The 16,941-nt window shown below is 40.3% G+C and carries 12 protein-coding genes; 10 read left to right on the forward strand and 2 right to left on the reverse strand.

Annotation, left to right across the window (positions count from 1 at the left end; all coding sequences use genetic code 11):
- Window positions 1-13 precede the first annotated feature (13 nt).
- The 9 genes from U3A58_RS06375 to U3A58_RS06415 all read left to right on the forward strand — a co-directional run bounded on the left by U3A58_RS06375 (window position 14) and on the right by U3A58_RS06415 (window position 9,440).
- Window positions 14-1,453, forward strand: coding sequence for a class I SAM-dependent DNA methyltransferase (locus U3A58_RS06375; protein ID WP_323822565.1), 1,440 nt, complete (start codon window positions 14-16; stop codon window positions 1,451-1,453).
- A 179-nt stretch (window positions 1,454-1,632) separates the two neighbouring features.
- On the forward strand, window positions 1,633-3,387 hold the full coding sequence (locus tag U3A58_RS06380; protein WP_323822566.1) for a restriction endonuclease subunit S: 1,755 nt from the start codon (window positions 1,633-1,635) through the stop codon (window positions 3,385-3,387).
- Window positions 3,388-3,411: 24 nt separating this feature from the next.
- Window positions 3,412-4,248 (forward strand): hypothetical protein, encoded by an 837-nt coding sequence (locus tag U3A58_RS06385; protein WP_323822567.1) that lies wholly within the window; start codon window positions 3,412-3,414, stop codon window positions 4,246-4,248.
- Window positions 4,248-5,051 (forward strand): DUF2971 domain-containing protein, encoded by an 804-nt coding sequence (locus U3A58_RS06390; protein WP_323822568.1) that lies wholly within the window; start codon window positions 4,248-4,250, stop codon window positions 5,049-5,051. Before U3A58_RS06385 ends, U3A58_RS06390 begins: the two co-directional genes overlap by 1 nt.
- A 203-nt stretch (window positions 5,052-5,254) precedes the next feature.
- Window positions 5,255-5,617 (forward strand): hypothetical protein, encoded by a 363-nt coding sequence (locus U3A58_RS06395; RefSeq protein ID WP_323822569.1) that lies wholly within the window; start codon window positions 5,255-5,257, stop codon window positions 5,615-5,617.
- Window position 5,618: 1 nt separating this feature from the next.
- Window positions 5,619-6,614 carry a type II TA system antitoxin MqsA family protein gene (locus U3A58_RS06400; protein WP_323822570.1) on the forward strand — a complete coding sequence of 332 codons (996 nt, stop codon included), beginning with the start codon at window positions 5,619-5,621 and terminating at the stop codon, window positions 6,612-6,614.
- A gap of 8 nt (window positions 6,615-6,622) precedes the next feature.
- Window positions 6,623-6,898, forward strand: a complete 276-nt coding sequence (locus U3A58_RS06405; RefSeq protein WP_323822571.1) for a helix-turn-helix domain-containing protein — start codon at window positions 6,623-6,625, stop codon at window positions 6,896-6,898.
- A 33-nt stretch (window positions 6,899-6,931) separates the two neighbouring features.
- A complete protein-coding gene (locus U3A58_RS06410) occupies window positions 6,932-7,240 on the forward strand; it encodes a helix-turn-helix domain-containing protein (RefSeq protein ID WP_323822572.1) in 309 nt (102 codons plus the stop codon).
- Between the two features lie 364 nt (window positions 7,241-7,604).
- Window positions 7,605-9,440, forward strand: a complete 1,836-nt coding sequence (locus tag U3A58_RS06415; RefSeq protein WP_323822573.1) for an alpha/beta hydrolase-fold protein — start codon at window positions 7,605-7,607, stop codon at window positions 9,438-9,440.
- Window positions 9,441-9,890: 450 nt separating this feature from the next.
- Here the strand turns inward: U3A58_RS06415 and U3A58_RS06420 are convergent, their stop codons facing one another.
- Window positions 9,891-11,186 carry a serine hydrolase domain-containing protein gene (locus U3A58_RS06420; RefSeq protein WP_323822574.1) on the reverse strand — a complete coding sequence of 432 codons (1,296 nt, stop codon included), beginning with the start codon at window positions 11,184-11,186 and terminating at the stop codon, window positions 9,891-9,893.
- A 280-nt stretch (window positions 11,187-11,466) separates the two neighbouring features.
- The gene (locus tag U3A58_RS06425) at window positions 11,467-13,227 is read right to left on the reverse strand and encodes a hypothetical protein (protein WP_323822575.1); all 1,761 of its coding nucleotides are present in this window, start codon (window positions 13,225-13,227) and stop codon (window positions 11,467-11,469) included.
- A gap of 628 nt (window positions 13,228-13,855) precedes the next feature.
- Here U3A58_RS06425 and U3A58_RS06430 point away from each other — a divergent pair.
- The gene (locus U3A58_RS06430; RefSeq protein ID WP_323822576.1) at window positions 13,856-16,717 is read left to right on the forward strand and encodes a PVC-type heme-binding CxxCH protein; all 2,862 of its coding nucleotides are present in this window, start codon (window positions 13,856-13,858) and stop codon (window positions 16,715-16,717) included.
- Window positions 16,718-16,941: the final 224 nt, after the last annotated feature.

The raw sequence follows: 16,941 nt of genomic DNA on the forward strand, positions 1-16,941 counted from the left end.
AAAATATAGTTATATGTCCCAAATTACCACCAATATTAAAGGCATCCGTGATATCATGCGGAAAGACACAGGAGTAGACGGAGATGCACAGCGCATCTCGCAAATGGTCTGGATGCTCTTTATGAAGATTTTTGCAGATAAGGAAGAGGAATGGGAAATCACCATTGAAGACTACCAAAGCCCGATTCCTGACAAACTCAAATGGCAAAACTGGGCAGCTGATGAGGAAGGGTTAACTGGCGATGAGCTGATGGACTTTATCAATAATGAGCTTTTTCCAGTTTTGAAAGAGCTTGATTTCAGCATTAGCCCACAAGCAAAGATTATACGTGCGGTCTTTGAGGACACCTATAATTACATGAAAAACGGAACGCTCTTCCGTCAGGTAATTAATCAGATCAACCGGATCGATTTCAACAGTTCCAAAGAGCGGCATTTGTTTAATGACCTTTACGAAACGATTCTTAAGGAATTGCAATCGGCAGGATCATCCGGGGAATATTACACCCCGAGAGCGGTGACACAGTTTATGGTGGATATTGTCAATCCCCAACTCAAAGAGACAGTTCTTGATCCTGCATGCGGAACGGGTGGATTCCTCACCTGCTCCATAGATCATAAAAAAACGCTGGTACAAAACGACCAAGACGAGCGGGACTTGCAGGCTACAATCCGTGGAATAGAAAAGAAGCCCCTGCCCCATTTGCTGTGTACAACTAACCTAATGCTGCATGGTTTTGACGTGCCGGCAGTACGCAGAGATAATCTGTTGAGCAAGCCTTATGCAGATTGGGGAGCGAGTGATAAGGTAGATATCATCTTGACCAATCCTCCTTTTGGCGGTGTGGAAGAAGACGGTACCGAAACAAATTTCCCACAAAAGTTCCGAACCAAGGAAACAGCCGATCTATTTCTGGCTTTGATTATTCGTTTGCTGAAAGATGGAGGCAGATGTGCCGTGGTTTTACCTGATGGGACGCTCTTTGGCGAAGGTGTCAAAACCCGGATCAAAGAAGAACTGATGGAACGCTGTAATCTGCATACCATCGTGCGACTTCCCAATGGCGTATTCAATCCTTATACAGGCATAAAGACCAATTTGCTGTTTTTCGAGAAGGGAAATCAAACGGAAGATATCTGGTATTTTGATCATCCTTACCCTGATGGAGTCAAGAGTTATAATAAGGGCAAACCTATAAACATTAAGGAGTTTGACTTGGAAAAAGCCTGGTGGAATGACCGGGAAAATGAAGCGTACAGCCAACACGCTTGGAAGGTTTCTGCTGAGGAAATCAAAACCCGAGGATACAATCTGGATATCAAAAATCCTCATCAGGAAGCTGATAATCTGGCCAGCCCTGAGGTATTGCTGAAGAAATTTCAAGAAACCGAAAATAAGATCTCAGAGATTCAGAATGAGATTATTAACGTATTAACCGAAGCCTTAAAATAAATCGTCATTGCCTGACAAGCATATTAAATTAATCGTCATTGCGAGAAGGAGGAACGACGACGAAGCAATCTTACTATCGTCATTGCGAGGCACAGCCTGCCCCGATGAGTCGGGGAAGCAATCTCAGCAATGGACTTAAGATTGCTTCGTCGTACCTCCTCGCAAAGACGAGAACAACTATGAAACTACTAGAACATTTTAAGGCCCTTACCCTTCATCCCAAAAACGCCCAAGAGCTGAAAGGATTGATTCTGCAATTAGCGGTGCAAGGGAAATTGACCAGGCAATGGCGTGAGGAAAATCCAAACGTGGAACCCGCTTCTGTTTTGATGGAAAAAATTGAAACTGAAAAGGTAAAATTGATCAAAGCTAAGAAAATCAAAAAAGAAAGGTTTGATCCTGTATTAAGTGATGAATTTTACTTTGATATTCCGAATAATTGGAAATGGGAAAGGTTAGGGAATATTGGATTTATTTTTAATGGAGATAGCATAAATAAAAGTATAAAGGAGGCAAAATATTCAAATCTTGAAATTGGTTATCCCTATATAGGTACTAAAGATGTAGGTTACATATTTGATTCAATAGATCATGAAAATGGAGTGAAAATCCCTTTTGATGAAATCAAGTTCAAAGTAATTTCTAAGGGAACAGTCCTAATTTGTTCTGAAGGAGGAAGTGCAGGAAAAAAAATGGGGATTGTCAATCAAGATTGCTGCTTTGGAAATAAGCTTTACGCAGTTCAACAATTTGGTGGGATTGAGTCAGTTTACATTCTTTCGTTGTACGGATCATCTTCATTTAGTGAAGCTTTTAAGGAGAATATGACTGGGATTATTGGAGGTATTTCAAGGAATTCTTTTGCAAATCTGTACATTCCAATCCCTCCTCTCGAAGAACAAAAAGCTATTGTAGAAGTCGTCAATAAATTGTTTGCGGAAGTGGCCCAATTGGAAGACTTAACCGAAAAGCGTATTCAACTCAAAGCAGATTATGTGACCTCAGCTTTGCAGCAGCTGTGCCAAGCCGTAGAGAAAGATACAGCTAAGCAGTGGACATATTTAAAGGAACATTTCGGCACTTTCTTTACCGAAAAAGAAAACATCAAAAAACTCCGAGAAAGCATTTTGCAGTTGGCTGTGCAGGGGAAGTTGACTCATCATTGGAGAACGGAAAACCCATTGAAGACCTCTCCCCTTTTCAAGGGAGATGCCGAAGGCAGAGGGGTAGAGCCAGCCACTATCCTACTTGCCAGAATAAAAGCAGAGAAAAAACAACTGATCAAAGAAGGAAAAATTAAAAAGGAAAAACCGCTTCCTGAGATCTCAGAAGAAGAGATCCCTTATGAATTGCCAGAAGGATGGGCATGGTGTAGGTTGGGACAGATTGCAGACCACATACTTGGGAAAATGTTAGATAGAAACAAGAACAAAGGTGATTTCAAACCTTATCTAAGAAATCAGAATGTTAGGTGGTTTTCATTTGACATGAACGATGTGAAAGAAATGCGATTTGAAGATGACGAAGTTGAGAAGTTCTCTGCAAAAAAGGGAGATGTTCTCATTTGTGAAGGAGGATATCCAGGGAGAGCTTCAGTTTGGGAGAACGAAGACTCAATTATGATTCAAAAAGCGCTTCATAGAGTGAGGTTTGTTGGCAAACTAGTTGAGCCAAAATTACTTGTTTTCTATTTATGGCTTCTTGATAGCAATCGTTTAATTGAGCAATATTTTACAGGCGCTGGAATACAACATTTGACAGGGCAATCACTTCATAAGATGATATTTCCATTACCACCAGCAGAAGAACAAAAAGCCATTGTAGAAAAAGTCAATGCTTTAATGGGATTCTGTGATAAATTAGAAGAAGAAATAGAAACCCAGCAAATTACGCAGGAACAGTGGATGCAGAGTTGTTTGAGGGAGGTGGTATAATCAGAAAATTGAAAACAAATAATTATGGAGCTATTTGATGACTTTAAAGAGTTTATAAAAGAAAGAACTAAAAATCCATTTCTTGGTAGCTTGACTTTTTTCTGGATATTATTTAATTGGAAAGCCTTATTTATTCTATTCTTGTCTGATAGTTCTGTTGAACATCGAATTTCCTTAGTTTCCTTTTCCTATTTGGATTTTTGGACATCACTATTTTTTCCAACAAGCTTAGCAGTTATTTACACTTTAGTAATCCCTCATATTTTTCATCTTTTCGAAAAAGGCACAGCAAGAATTTACAATGAAAGAAAGAAAACTTACTATGATAAAATCAGTAAAGACTATGGCGAAAGGGAAATTGTTGCTAGAGCAAAATTTGATTATGAACAAGCCGAAAATGGATATAAAGATCAAAAAGAATTAAATGAAAAAATATCTTCATTAGAATCTAAACTTAGAGAAAAAGAAGAAGCAATTGAAAATAATAAAAAACAGGTATCCTCTCTTGAATCTGACACAAATAAACTTAATCAAATTATCAACCATCAATTAACTCTTCTTTTTAATAGGGAGGAGATAAAAAATCTCTACACTAGCTTTAGCACAGAAGAATTAAATGAAGCTGGAGAAGCAATATCAACTATTTTGACAAAACTTGGAGAGATAACTGATTATGATAAGCCAGAATACATAAATATTATTAATAAATTTAAAGCTGGAGACTTAATTATCAATAAATCTTTGATAGTGGATTTTAAACTAAACACAATTGGTTATTTTCTTTTTTTTAGATTCTTTTATATTGATCAGTCTGTTAGTAAACATTATTACTCAGTTTTTCCAGGCCAAACATTGAAATAGTGATTTTTAAAAATATTAAGCATTTAAGGACATTTTGGCAAATTCTTAAACCAAAGCCAAAGGCTCTCTATAAATACCATAGTATCAATAGGAATTTGATTAAACTTCTAAGAAATAACTCTCTTTGGGCAGGTTCTGCATCAAATCTGAATGATCCTTATGACTGTGATTTTGAAATGAGTCGAGAGTTTTTAAAGGAAACTATTTTTGATAAACTTTCTATTGCAGAGAATGGAAGAGATCCTAAATCACCAAATAATGAGGATTGGTTTTGGGACGGCCTAGCCTCCGTCCTTAATGAAGAACAAATCAAGACATTCCAGAGATTTTCTCGCCAGTCTATTGGTATATGTAGCTTTAGCTCAAAACCAGATTCTGAATTAATGTGGTCTCATTATGCTGATTCAGGAAAAGGAATTTGTTTAGAATTTGATTTTAGTACAAATGATTATTTCAAAGAGAAATTAATTCCTATTAGATATTCAAACAAAGTAATTCTGGCTAAAAATGACCTCGACAGATCTAAAGCATATATCAAGAAAAGAAAAGCATGGGGTTATGAGAAAGAGTGGAGAATAATTGAAAACGTAGGAACAATTCCCTTTAATAAGACCGAGTTAGTTAGAGTGATCTTTGGTCCACAAGTTCATAAAAAATGTTTTGAAATAGTTATAAAAACACTAGCCAAGAATGGGTATACACCAATAATTGCTATGTGCCAATACACTAAATCCGGTCTAGAAATTGAAGAAGTCCTAGATACAAAGAAATTTATTGAATCAGATTCATTGAGGGAAAAATAGAGAATAATTAATAGTTCTAATTTGTATTGGTGAACCATTCTCTCTTTTTCAAAAGATTTGCATTTCCAGACTTTTCGAAAATCTGTGAGCAGGTAAAGGATGATGTTTATTCGAAATTCTGAATTTTATTTATCACGACATTCAACCTTTAAAGTTTAATTTAATAGATATTTTTATTGATTATAAACTTTAAGGTATTATATTTGCAAAATATAAGCAGCAACAAACCTGAGGTAAATGAATTCCTCAAAGGTTTTCAGGAGAAAAGAAGGACATTCGAAATCATTTTTATGGATCGTCCTAAAAACAAGCAAACCATGCTTGACTTGGAAATTAGACCTATAGACAGAGAAAAATTCATCGATCAATTAAGCATCGAGGATTTTTCAGAAGGACCACTGCTTGAAGAATGGCATGGAAGTAAGGAAATGTGGGTTTTTGGAAAAGAAATCAAGGAGAAAGAAGTATATATCAAGATTTGCCTCGGAGCTCCAAATTCAAATGTTATTTACATTTCCTTCCATATCGCTGAGCACCCGATGAAGTATCCGTTTAGATCCAATTAAAATGAATAGTCCACTAACAGGAAAGCCAATGGCTATCCATACTGAAGTTCAAACACTGACCTTTCGTAAGGAAGAGTTTACTTTAAAGCAGCGATTTTATCTCTGTGAGGATTCCGGCGAACGGTTTACCAGCACACAATTAGATGAGTTAAATCTTTCTTTGGTGTATAATTCCTTCCGGGCCAAGCACCATATCCCCTCTCCAGAAGAAATAAAAGAAACGCGGGAGAAGTATGGGTTGTCGGCTGTAAAAATGAGTGAGATTCTTGGGTTTGGGCCTAACAGTTATGGACTGTATGAGAGAGGAGAAATACCTAGTTTAGCTAATTCCAAACTACTGAAATTGGCTTCAGACCCTGAAAGTTTCCATAGCCTTGTCAAAGATTGGGAAATAGATAATGCAAAAACTAAATCTAAGCTACTTGATAAGGTCAATACAAGGATTGAAGAAGAGTCAAAAACAGACTTTCTGGAATCTTATCTGATAGGAAACTCACCTTTAAGCGAATTGACAGGATACAGAAAACCCAGTCTAGCACGGCTAAAAGAAATGGTGGTATTTTTTGCACATAAGGTTCCATCCTTTAAGACAAAGATGAATAAGCTCTTGTTTTATGCTGATTTCCTGTGTTTTAGAGAGCTTGGAGTAAGTATGAGTGGAGCCCGTTACAAAGCAATTCCATATGGACCTGTGCCAGATAAATTTCAGACTTTATTTGAAAATCTATCTGAGACAGATGTTATAGATATCTTTTATACGCCGTTGGATAATGGAAGCAGAAAAGAAAAATTAATAGGAAGACAAGATCGCCCATTTGATTCTACCCTTTTTTTGGAGTCAGAAATTAGTTTTTTAGAACAAGTTGCTAACACATTTCTGGAAACCTCTCCTACAGAAATCGTGGAAATTAGCCATCAAGAAGTCGGTTGGATTGAAAATGCAACAGCAAGGAATTTTATTCCTTATGATTATGCATTGGAATTGAAAGCTTTGTGATTTTGACTATGGGAAATTTAAAAGATTTAGCGGCAAAGAACCCCAGTTCCAACTGGAAAGACAAAGTTGTTTTCAGAAAAGAAAACAAGGTATGGCTCAAGAGCTCTAGAAAGATAGCTTGGTGCATTCTGGATGCATTGGATGACAAGGGCTGGAATCAAAAAGATCTGGCCAAGGCACTTAGTGTGACTCCTAAGCAAGTAGGCCAAATGGTAAAAGGTGAATTTGATTTTAATTTATCGACGATATCCAAATTGGAAAGAGTTTTAGCCATTGATTTATAGGAATATAACGCCATTTTAGAAAGAATTGAGGAATTGCTTTCTAATCCAGATAATATAAAAAATTCTGAAGCCAAGGGATTTGCTGAATTGAATATTCTTTCAGATTTGATTGCGGATTATGAAGAAGCCCATTTTTCAGTATTACCACCTACCTTAGTAGAAGCCATAAAATTGAGAATGCATGAACGAGGTTTAAACCAGAAAGCTCTTTCTGATTTTTTAGGGATAAGCAGTTCAAGAATTAGCGAATACCTTAACGGGAAAAGTGAACTTACACTAAAAGTCGCCCGAGGCATAAGCCGAAAGTTGGATATTGAAGCTTCAATAGTATTAGGGGTTTAGTGAATCATATTCTTCTTTGCGAAACCTTTGTGTGCTTCGCGTCTCCTATGCGGTTTAAAAAAAAATCACTCAGCTATTTGGCTTCCGATGAATATCAAAGATATAAAGTTGAAGATTGTCCTGAAGATCTGAAACCTTCGAGGTGTAAAAAAAACTCAAAGGTTATCCCGAACCAATATTTCAGGAATTTGTAATACCGTTAATCATAATTATCGGATGATCTCACCTATGCTAACAAAATGAAACTCATTTCCATCCTCCTGAAGGAAATGTCATTGCCCTGGCGAACCATAATCTAAGCAAGAGCGGTTGGACAACTTCTCGCTTTGACCTATTTTTACAAAAGACCTAAACCCATTAACCTATGCAAAAAACTTTTCTACTTACCCTACTCCTATGCCTCGGATTGACTGTCACCCAGGCACAAAACGGAACCAAAGAGCGGGTCAAAGTACATAGCAAAGCACTGGAGGGCAACCTTATTGGTGACCCTGCAGACCGAGATGTGACAGTCTATCTCCCTCCTTCTTATCAAACGGATCCTGACAGAAACTTCCCAGTACTCTACATGCTACATGGATTTACCGACACGGATTCCCAGTGGTTTGGATGGGAAGACCATTGGATTAACCTTCAGGATGTGATCGAGCAGTCCCTCTCGGCCGGAAGTTCCAAAGAGATGATTGTGGTAATGCCCAATGCTTACAACAAGTTTAAGGGGAGTATGTATGCAAGTTCGGCCACCATAGGCGACTGGGAAACCTTTGTCACCCAAGAGCTAGTGAGCTACATAGACTCCAACTACCGAACGCTGCCCAATAAGGCCAGTAGAGGACTTGCCGGACATTCTATGGGCGGCTATGGTACACTACGATTGGGCATGAAATATCCGGAGGTTTATGCTGCGATCTATGCCCTTAGCCCTTGCTGTATGGACGGCGGAGCAGGCAGCAATCCTGAAATGATTTCGAAGTTGGAAAATTTCACACCTGATCAACTCCAGGATGCATCGTTTTTCGAGATAGCGGCACTTGCTACTTCTGCTGCCTTTGCGCCAAATCCCCAAAATCCTCCCTTCTACCTGGATCTCCCAGCGAAGGACGGATCACCAAGACAGGACATTATCAATAAGATCATCGCCAGCCGGACGCTCACCACTATAGACCACTATATCCCAAACCTGAAAAAGCTCAAAGCCATAGGAATGGATGCCGGCACAGAGGATAGAGGCATCAGCGAGGCTACCCAAAAGCTACATGAAATATTGGACTCATATCAGATCGAGCATCTCTATGAAAGCTACGAAGGTGACCATCTCAACCGCATCGCTGAACGCATAGAAACCAAAGCCTTGCCTTTCTTTACTGAGAACCTTGTTTTTCAGGAAAGCTCTGTCAGCGAAATCATTGAAAATGGTGGTACAGGACAATATCCTGCCGTGATGACATCGGAAACCAGCTTGCCTACGCATACCATCTTCAGGCCCCAGAATACAGATGCTTTTGGAGGAGCACACAAACTTCCTGTTATCGCTTGGGGCAATGGTGCCTGCTACGATTCCCCTTGGGAGCATGTCAACTTCCTGAATGAAATAGCTTCCCATGGTTTTCTGGTCGTCGCGATCGGTACGATGCCCAAACAGACCGATGTTCGTTCCAAGTCGCAAAAACTACTGGACGCCCTAGACTGGGCCATTGCACAAAATAATGATCCCAAAAGCCCTTATTACCAAAAGATCGACACCGGTCACATTGGAGTGAGCGGTATGTCTTGCGGGGGCCTGCAGACTATTGAAGTTGCCGGTGATCCCAGAATCACTACGGTTGGAGTATTCAACAGTGGAGTATTGGGCAATCCAGGTGCGGGGATGCCCGGCATGCCACAGGTCAGTAAGGAACAATTGCAAAGAATCAAAGTTCCTACCCTCTATTTGCTGGGTGGAGAATCAGACATCGCCTATGGAAATGGAATGGACGATTTCAGCCGCATCAATCATATTCCCATATTTGTGGGCAATCTGGATGTGGGACATGGGGGTACCTATGGACAGCCACATGGTGGAGAATTTGCCCGGGTAGCTCTTAACTGGTATAAGTGGCAACTTAAAGGAGACGAGGAAGCGGGAAAGCTTTTCACCAGCAATCCTCCGGCATTGGCAAAATCAGCAGGCTGGGTTGTGGAAAAGAAAAATATGGACTAAGCCAAACGGATTAATTAGCCCGAACAACCTTTTAAAATCGCCTCCAAAACCTACATAACTCAGATTTTGGAGGCTTATTTTTTACTACAAAAATATCGCTCCTTCGGAGCTTGCTGGGTGGTGATATAAATTGATATATTCATTCAAAGCAATAAGCAAGTGCTTAATTATTTACCACTATCGCCAGTTGTGTGGGCGCGGTGGGCGGTCGTGGCAGCGGGCCGGCGGTAGGTAAGCGGGTGGAAGCTTTGCCACGACTTGACCTTTTGGTCCTTTTGGGTCAAGCCAAAAGGACAAGAAAAAAGAACTTTACTGTTGTACCCATGGCCCCACCATGGTGGGCTGGATACAAAATTTCTCTCCTAAGGAGCTTTTTATTGTAGCCCTACTATAGAGCGGCTATCTCAAATACAAATTTCTAAGCCTTATGGTTAAAGAAGATGACAATCACTAGTGGTCTGCTGCCCGATAAAAAACATCTTGCAAAGCTTCTCGGATATTCAAACTATACAGTTTTTGGTGGTCTCTTGACGGATAAACCCGGTTGGATAGAAATATAAACGTGAGCTTGTTTTCGGGATCGGCCCACACAAAAGTTCCCGTAAAACCAGAGTGACCAAAACTTGTGGGGCTTGCCAAAGGGGAAGGATAAGCTTCCGCCAAGGGTAGCTCGGCATTATTCAAGAGAGGTTTGTCAAAACCAAGACCACGGCGGTTATCGTTTTCTGGAAATTGCACCTCAGTAAACTCTTTCACGGTTTCGGCTGAGATAAGCTGTAAGCCTTCCACTCTGCCATAATTTTGATAAAAGAGCATCAATTTGGCCAAGTCATCGGCTGTAGCAAACAAGCCTGCATTACCAGAAACACCTCCTTTTAGCCCTGCGTTTTCGTCGTGTACCCATCCTTTTACCAAGGTTTTTCTAAAGAGGGAATCCACTTCTGTGGGGACGATGGCATTTACATAATTTTTCCCCTCAGGCAGATATCCCAAGGTATTAGCCCCTATAGGTTGATAGAAATTCTCTGCCAAATAGGTTTGATAGTCGCTTCCTGTGAGTTGCTCGATCAAACTAGGAAAAATCAAAAAAGTGAGTCCCGAATACAGGTATTTCTTTTCATCCGAGACTTTGGACCGGTTAATGATTCTGTTCATTTTCCTTTCAAAGCGATTGTTGATATAAAGCCCATCATATACTTGCCCTTGGAATCGTTTATCAGATGAATGATGCACAAATCTTCTTTTGATCTTGCCATTTTTCCGAACTACTTTTTCCAAAAACACAATGTAGGGGACTAAACCTGCCTGATGTGCCAAAATCTCCCGGAGCGTTAGATCTTTTTTGTCTTTTCGATTTCTCCAAGGTTTCCAATAGGTGCTGAAAGGTTTGTCCAGATCAAGCTTCCCCTCGTCCACCAACTTCATTAAAGCGGGTAAAGGCCCAGCAATTTTGGTCACCGAGGCTAAATCGTATAAGTCGTTCAACGCGACAGGTTGATTGTTGCTGTAGGTATGGTAACCGTAGGCTTTGTGAAAAATAACCGTATCGTTCTTTGCTACTAAAAGTTGTGCTCCTGGAAAAGCCAAACTGTCGATGCCCATTTCCATAAGAGAATCCACTTTTTGGGTGATGAAATCTTTATCAAATCCTAATGTAGAGGGGTTGGCATGGATCAGTTCATGTTGAGCAAATCCAAGTTGCATCACTGAAGTAATTAAGAAAAACGAAAACGCTAATTTTTTCATGTTGGGAAAGCTTTATCCATAAATATGCAAAAATCTTTCGCTAAATAACTGGCTATAGTATTAGCGGTCTCCTATGGAGCTTTTCTTTTAAAATTCTCCGCGCAAGTCTTTACACCCTTAGCTCCTTTGCGGTAAAAAAAACGATCGCTGCTTACCTCCTACCCAAATACTCTAAATCAGAAATTAGAATTTTCTTGGAGTTCAGAGCTCTGTGAAACAGCAGATAAATTTCGCACTGCATAGCCTGATCAGTTTTTGAAAGCGGTACCTGGTTTTACCATTAATAATGAGTATGATTTACCACTTTGTGTTTTAGATAGTTAAGATTTTCTTTTTTGTCTTTACTTACCTGAGGATTCTTAGTGCCAAATACGCGTAGCGTTCTCCCGTCCAGCGTTATTACCTCTTCTGCCCCATCACCGGTAAAGTCAAACATATGAAAGACCGGATCGGGAAAGTATAAATCCCCTTCCCCATGCTCATTGATAAAAAATTTGAACCAGAACAATTGATCCTTTCCGTCACCCTTCCAATCTCCTTTTACGAAATCGGGATTTCCATTGATTGGTTTCCGAGGCCACTTAAAAAGCATTTCCCCTTTATTGGAAAACCAATACAGTTGGCTCCACAGATATTGCTCTCCGGCCTGTCGGTTGCCATAGGTCCGAGCACCAACCACTACTTGAGCCTCGCTCCTGTCTTTAAGAAAATTTCCTGCTTCTATCTGCTGGGAATGTTCCGCGATGTTTTGCCACAGGATTTTGCCCGTTAATGCCTCATACATGAAAACACCTGTTTCGCTGTTGGCGCTAATAATTTCCCGTTTACCATCTCCGTTTATGTCCGCAAACTTGTAGTTGTCAGCATGATCATGGTTGTCATCTAGCAAGTCAAAACGGTTCCAAATTTCCTTTCCATCCGAATCAAGTAACAGTGACCCTACCAATACCTCATCCAGTCCGTCATAGTCCAGATCTACGGGGTAAACATAATGGCCCAGGTTATCCTTTTTTCGGTTTTCGGTATGGTTCCACAAATGTGTGAGCTTGCTGTCATATGCATCCACTCTGATGGTTCCGCCCATGTCTGTGAACACAACTACTTCATTCGGATCTCCAGCAGTGAGCTTGCCTATTGCCAGGCGAAAGTTGTTATATACATGCGGCAGTGCTTTGGTGGGCCATTCCGTTTGCCTGATTACTTCACCAGTTTCCCCATCAGCTATCACCAACCATTCCTGCTCTTCGGACATACGCCAGTGTACTACTTCAGCCTTTCCATCCTGATCAAAATCCCAAACTACACCCGGAGCTTCAAATTCTGAGCGCTCACGTCGGTATTCTTCAGGGGCTTCCCAAGACCAAAGTTCCTTTCCACTATTATCAAATGCATGAGCGGAATAGTCCCTTGTGAACACAATGAAGTCTGTCAGATTATCCCCATTGAGATCTCCGAATTTCACGGAGTTGGAAGCTGGAATTGTATATTCCTTCAGCAGCTTTACATCTTCATTAAGTTCATAGGGTCTGATATCCGCCTCTTCCAATGTGTCAGATTTAGTGAAAGCCAACACGTCAAATGCAGCACCACCGTTTATTCTGGTAATTTTTACGACATTACTTCCGGCCTTAAGTTCGAAACTACCTCCCTGCTTCCATGTCATCAGTGAATCAATGCCGAAAATACTTTTAGTGACTTGCTCATTGACTGCTACTTTAAAAGAGCTGTTCGAATTGCCCTTGCTTCTTACAAAAAGCTTGTATTCACCAGCTTCTGCAACTATAATATGTGTCAAAAGGTTGCTCGGAGAATTCAGCACAATCGCCGTGTTGTTAAAAACCCATTCCTCTCTCAATGCCTGTGAGCTGGCTATAACATCTCCTTTCGGAAGTTCATAAAGAAAATCAGTGGCCGGTACAATGATAGTTTCTGCTCTGGGATTGTTTTGGTTTAAGGGGATTTGATCTGGTATACCCGGTTTTACTTTGAATTGAAGAAGCAATAAAAAAATGGCAAAGAATAAAGGTATTATCTTGATCATAGCGGGTCTATTAATTGGACGAAATGGAAGTTATCAAAAATTTGTAAGTCTGTGAAATATCCTCTTGACTTACTATCGATATGTAATTCCGATAACAAAGCCTCTACCTTTTCTATGATGCTATTTTAGGTTATTTGATTAAAAATAATCCCTTATCATAAATCTGCTGCACAAAAGGGTTAGATTTTAATAATTAACTTTAATTGGCAGTCAGGAGACTGCATTATCATGGGCACAAGTCTGGAGACTTGCCAGCCAGACCCTCTGCGAAATTCTCAAAGCATCACTAGTCCAATTTTCTTAATTTTCAGTACTTTAAGCAGTTAAGTTCTCTATGTGGCTTCGGGGGATGATGTATTGATTCGTGTTTCAGTTAAACTATTTTATTGTATATCCGCTTTTGTGCCAGTATAGCGATAAAAGCATTGTAGGAGTTGGAAAACACTAGCGTCAAGGCCACTTCGGTCATCCGTCATCGGTCTTCCAGCCAGTAAAACAAAGGAAATATGTCTACTGGCATCAATACGGATAATCATAAACTATTTATTGTATATCTACTTCTATGCGTTTCCATTACCTCATTTTAACCTTTCTTCTCAGTAGTGCTTTCTATTCATGCAACAAAGGTATGGAGACTCTTGATGGCTTTGAAATTGCTCCAGGTTTTGAATTGTCCCGAGTTGCGATGGAGCCATTGATCAAGGACCCGGTTGATCTTGAATTTGATGAACTAGGTAATGCCCTAGTCCTGGAGATGCCTGGATATCCCTTTGAAGATCAGGAAAGTAGAATCGTACTGCTAAAAGACACTGATCAGGATGGGATATATGATGATTCACAGGTGTTTGTCGAGGATCTGAAATTGGCAAGCTCATTTCTGCCCTATAAAAAAGGGGTGTTGGTCGCGGCTCCCCCCTACCTTTTATTTGTAAGAGATGAGGATCAAAACTATTTTCCGGATCAAATAGATACCCTAATGGGAGGATTCTCCACCGGAAATCTCCAACACAATTACAATGGCCTGACTTATGGCCTAGATAATTGGATTTATGCTGCCAATGGCGGAAATGACGGAGCTCCATATTGGTGGGGAGATACTACCAGCCAGATGGCGCTTCGCGGACAGGATTTCCGGTTCAATTTGGAAACCAAAACCTTGGAACGCTTAGGAGAATCATCTGGTGGGTATGGTCTAGGGATCGATGAATGGGGGCGTATTTTTGAGACCCATAATTTGATTCACATTTCCCATTTGGTCATTCCGGATCATTATGTCAATGGAAACCAATTGTACCAGGAACATCTTTTGGAAAACATTTCAGATCATGATGACAATGGTTTGGCAAGGGTTTACCCTATTGGAGAACAGGAGTCACGCGTAAATCACCCAGAGCAATCTGGCTACTTTTCTGGTTCCTGTGGAATCACCCATTATGGAGGGGGTACTTTTGGTAAAGAATATGACCATACTATTTGGGTAGCTGATGTCGTCTTAAATTTGATACATGTAGATCATATCACAGGTAATGGGGCTTCTTTCACTGCCTCTAGAAATGAAGAAAAAAGAGATTTTTTGGCTAGTTCTGACCGTTCTTTTCGACCAGTTAATATGTCTGTTGGCCCAAATGGAGACATGTTTGTGGTGGATATGTATAGAAAGGTAATAGAACACCCTGAATGGATACCTGATGCTATAGAAAAGACCTTGGACCTGGAAGCAGGGAAAGATCAAGGAAGGATTTATAAGATTAAGAAAACGGGGACTTCAGAGAATTTCCAGCTTTCTCACTTTCAGGAGCAAGCCCGATTAATTGAAAGTCTTTCACATACCAACCAATGGGTGCGTATGACCGCCCATCGATTGTTGATGGATCAACAACTTGATACCAATGCTTTAAAAAATTTGAGGAGTTTACTTTCTACTTCCAGCGAAATGGGGAAGCTTCAAGCCCTTTGGTTATTGGATAACAAGGGCGAATTAATGGATCATGAATTGATTCAGGCTCTACAGGATTCCTCCTTTCCGATCCGTGAAACTGCTTTAAAACTTGCGGAAGGTCGTCTTCAAAGCAATGAGGAATTATTGGAAATCTGCCTTGCACTGCTTCAGGATCCCAACCTGCGGGTAGCCATGCAAGCTGCTTTATCACTATCCACACTTCCACAAGAGTCTTTTAAGGCACATCAACAACAAATACTCGACAAACTTAAAGAATCGGCGAAAAGTATTTTAGATACATGGACATTGACCGCAATGGTATTGGCTAGCCAAGATGCTGCCGGAATTTTATTGACTGAAATACTTAACAGTACACAATCGAAAGATTTTCCCACTCAATTTTTGGCTTCCCTGGCACACGTCGCCGGAAAACAACCAGGCGTAGACCAGCTGATGGCGGCGATGGTTAAATCCATCATTCCATTATCAGATAAACAACTCTTGATTCGTGCATTGACCAATCAATTGACTAAAAGTAGTCCTAGTATACTAACTTCAATCCAATCGTTGGAGCAAACTAACTATCCAGGATTAATTTCTGAGTTGGCTGTTCTGAGATATAAATTGAAACTTCCCCCTAGTACCCAGTTTCTCCAATATAGTCGTCAGGCCCTCAACAAGGTGATGGATCATAGCCTGACCGATAGCATCCGCCTTCAGCAAATGGACTTACTTGTCCTGCTTCCCTTCCGCGAAAAATCGAATACGCTGTTTTTCTGTCTTGGCCAATCAGAACCTCTAAAAATTCAGGAAAAGGCATTGCAACAACTCGCTACTATTAATGAACCAAGTATTGGAAACCAGTTAGTTGGGATATGGAGTAAATTGAGTCCTCAGACCCGTCGCAATGCCAGTGACCTATTATTGTTTAATGAGACCCACCACGATGCTTTACTTACTGGCTTAGAGGATGGAAGCATCAATATTGGCGAGATGAATTTTGATTTGGAGCGTAGACGACAGTTACTCTGGTGGACGGATAATGCAGAGACAAAGAGAAGAGCGGCAGACCTTTTTACTGATTCAGGGGTCAGCAACCGCCAGAATGCCATAGATCAGATGAAGCCAGCTCTTGGATTATCAGGTTCTGAGGTTTCCGGAAAGGTAGTTTTTGAACAAGTTTGCGCTTCTTGTCATCGCTATGGTTCTCTTGGAAATGAGGTGGGGCCAGCTTTGACTGAAATTGGCAGGAAGAGTAAGGAAACCCTGATGCATGATATCTTAGATCCCAATGCTGTTGCGGACCCTCAATACATCAATCATCGTTTGGAAACGAAAGAAGGTATTATTCATATTGGAATCATAGCACATGAAACGGATCAAGAATTTTCGATAAAAAAAATGGGGGGTGAAAATGTGAGGATTCCAAAATCGGAGGTTAAATCCTTTCGGTCACTTGGCACCTCTCTTATGATGGAAGGTTTAGAAAATAGTATGGACGCTCAGAAAATGGCTGATTTGTTAGAATTTTTACAGAAGGGAAATCTCTGATATTAAAAAGGTAAAGTTTATAACCACTTGCTTCGGGGACTTGCAGTTAGTGTGGGTCAGGGTGAGATTATATTTGTGAAATAGCACAGGATAAATGGGAAGCCAGCTGTTTGGGATTTGTGATTCCGAGCTAATTTCGGCCTTTACTACAAAGTTGTCGCTCTACTGGAGCTGATTTCTCCAATCTCTAATCTCCAATCTCTAATCTCTAATCTCCAATCTCT

Source organism: Algoriphagus persicinus, from assembly GCF_035156415.1.
In the GTDB taxonomy this organism is placed as follows: Bacteria; Bacteroidota; Bacteroidia; order Cytophagales; family Cyclobacteriaceae; genus Algoriphagus; species Algoriphagus persicinus.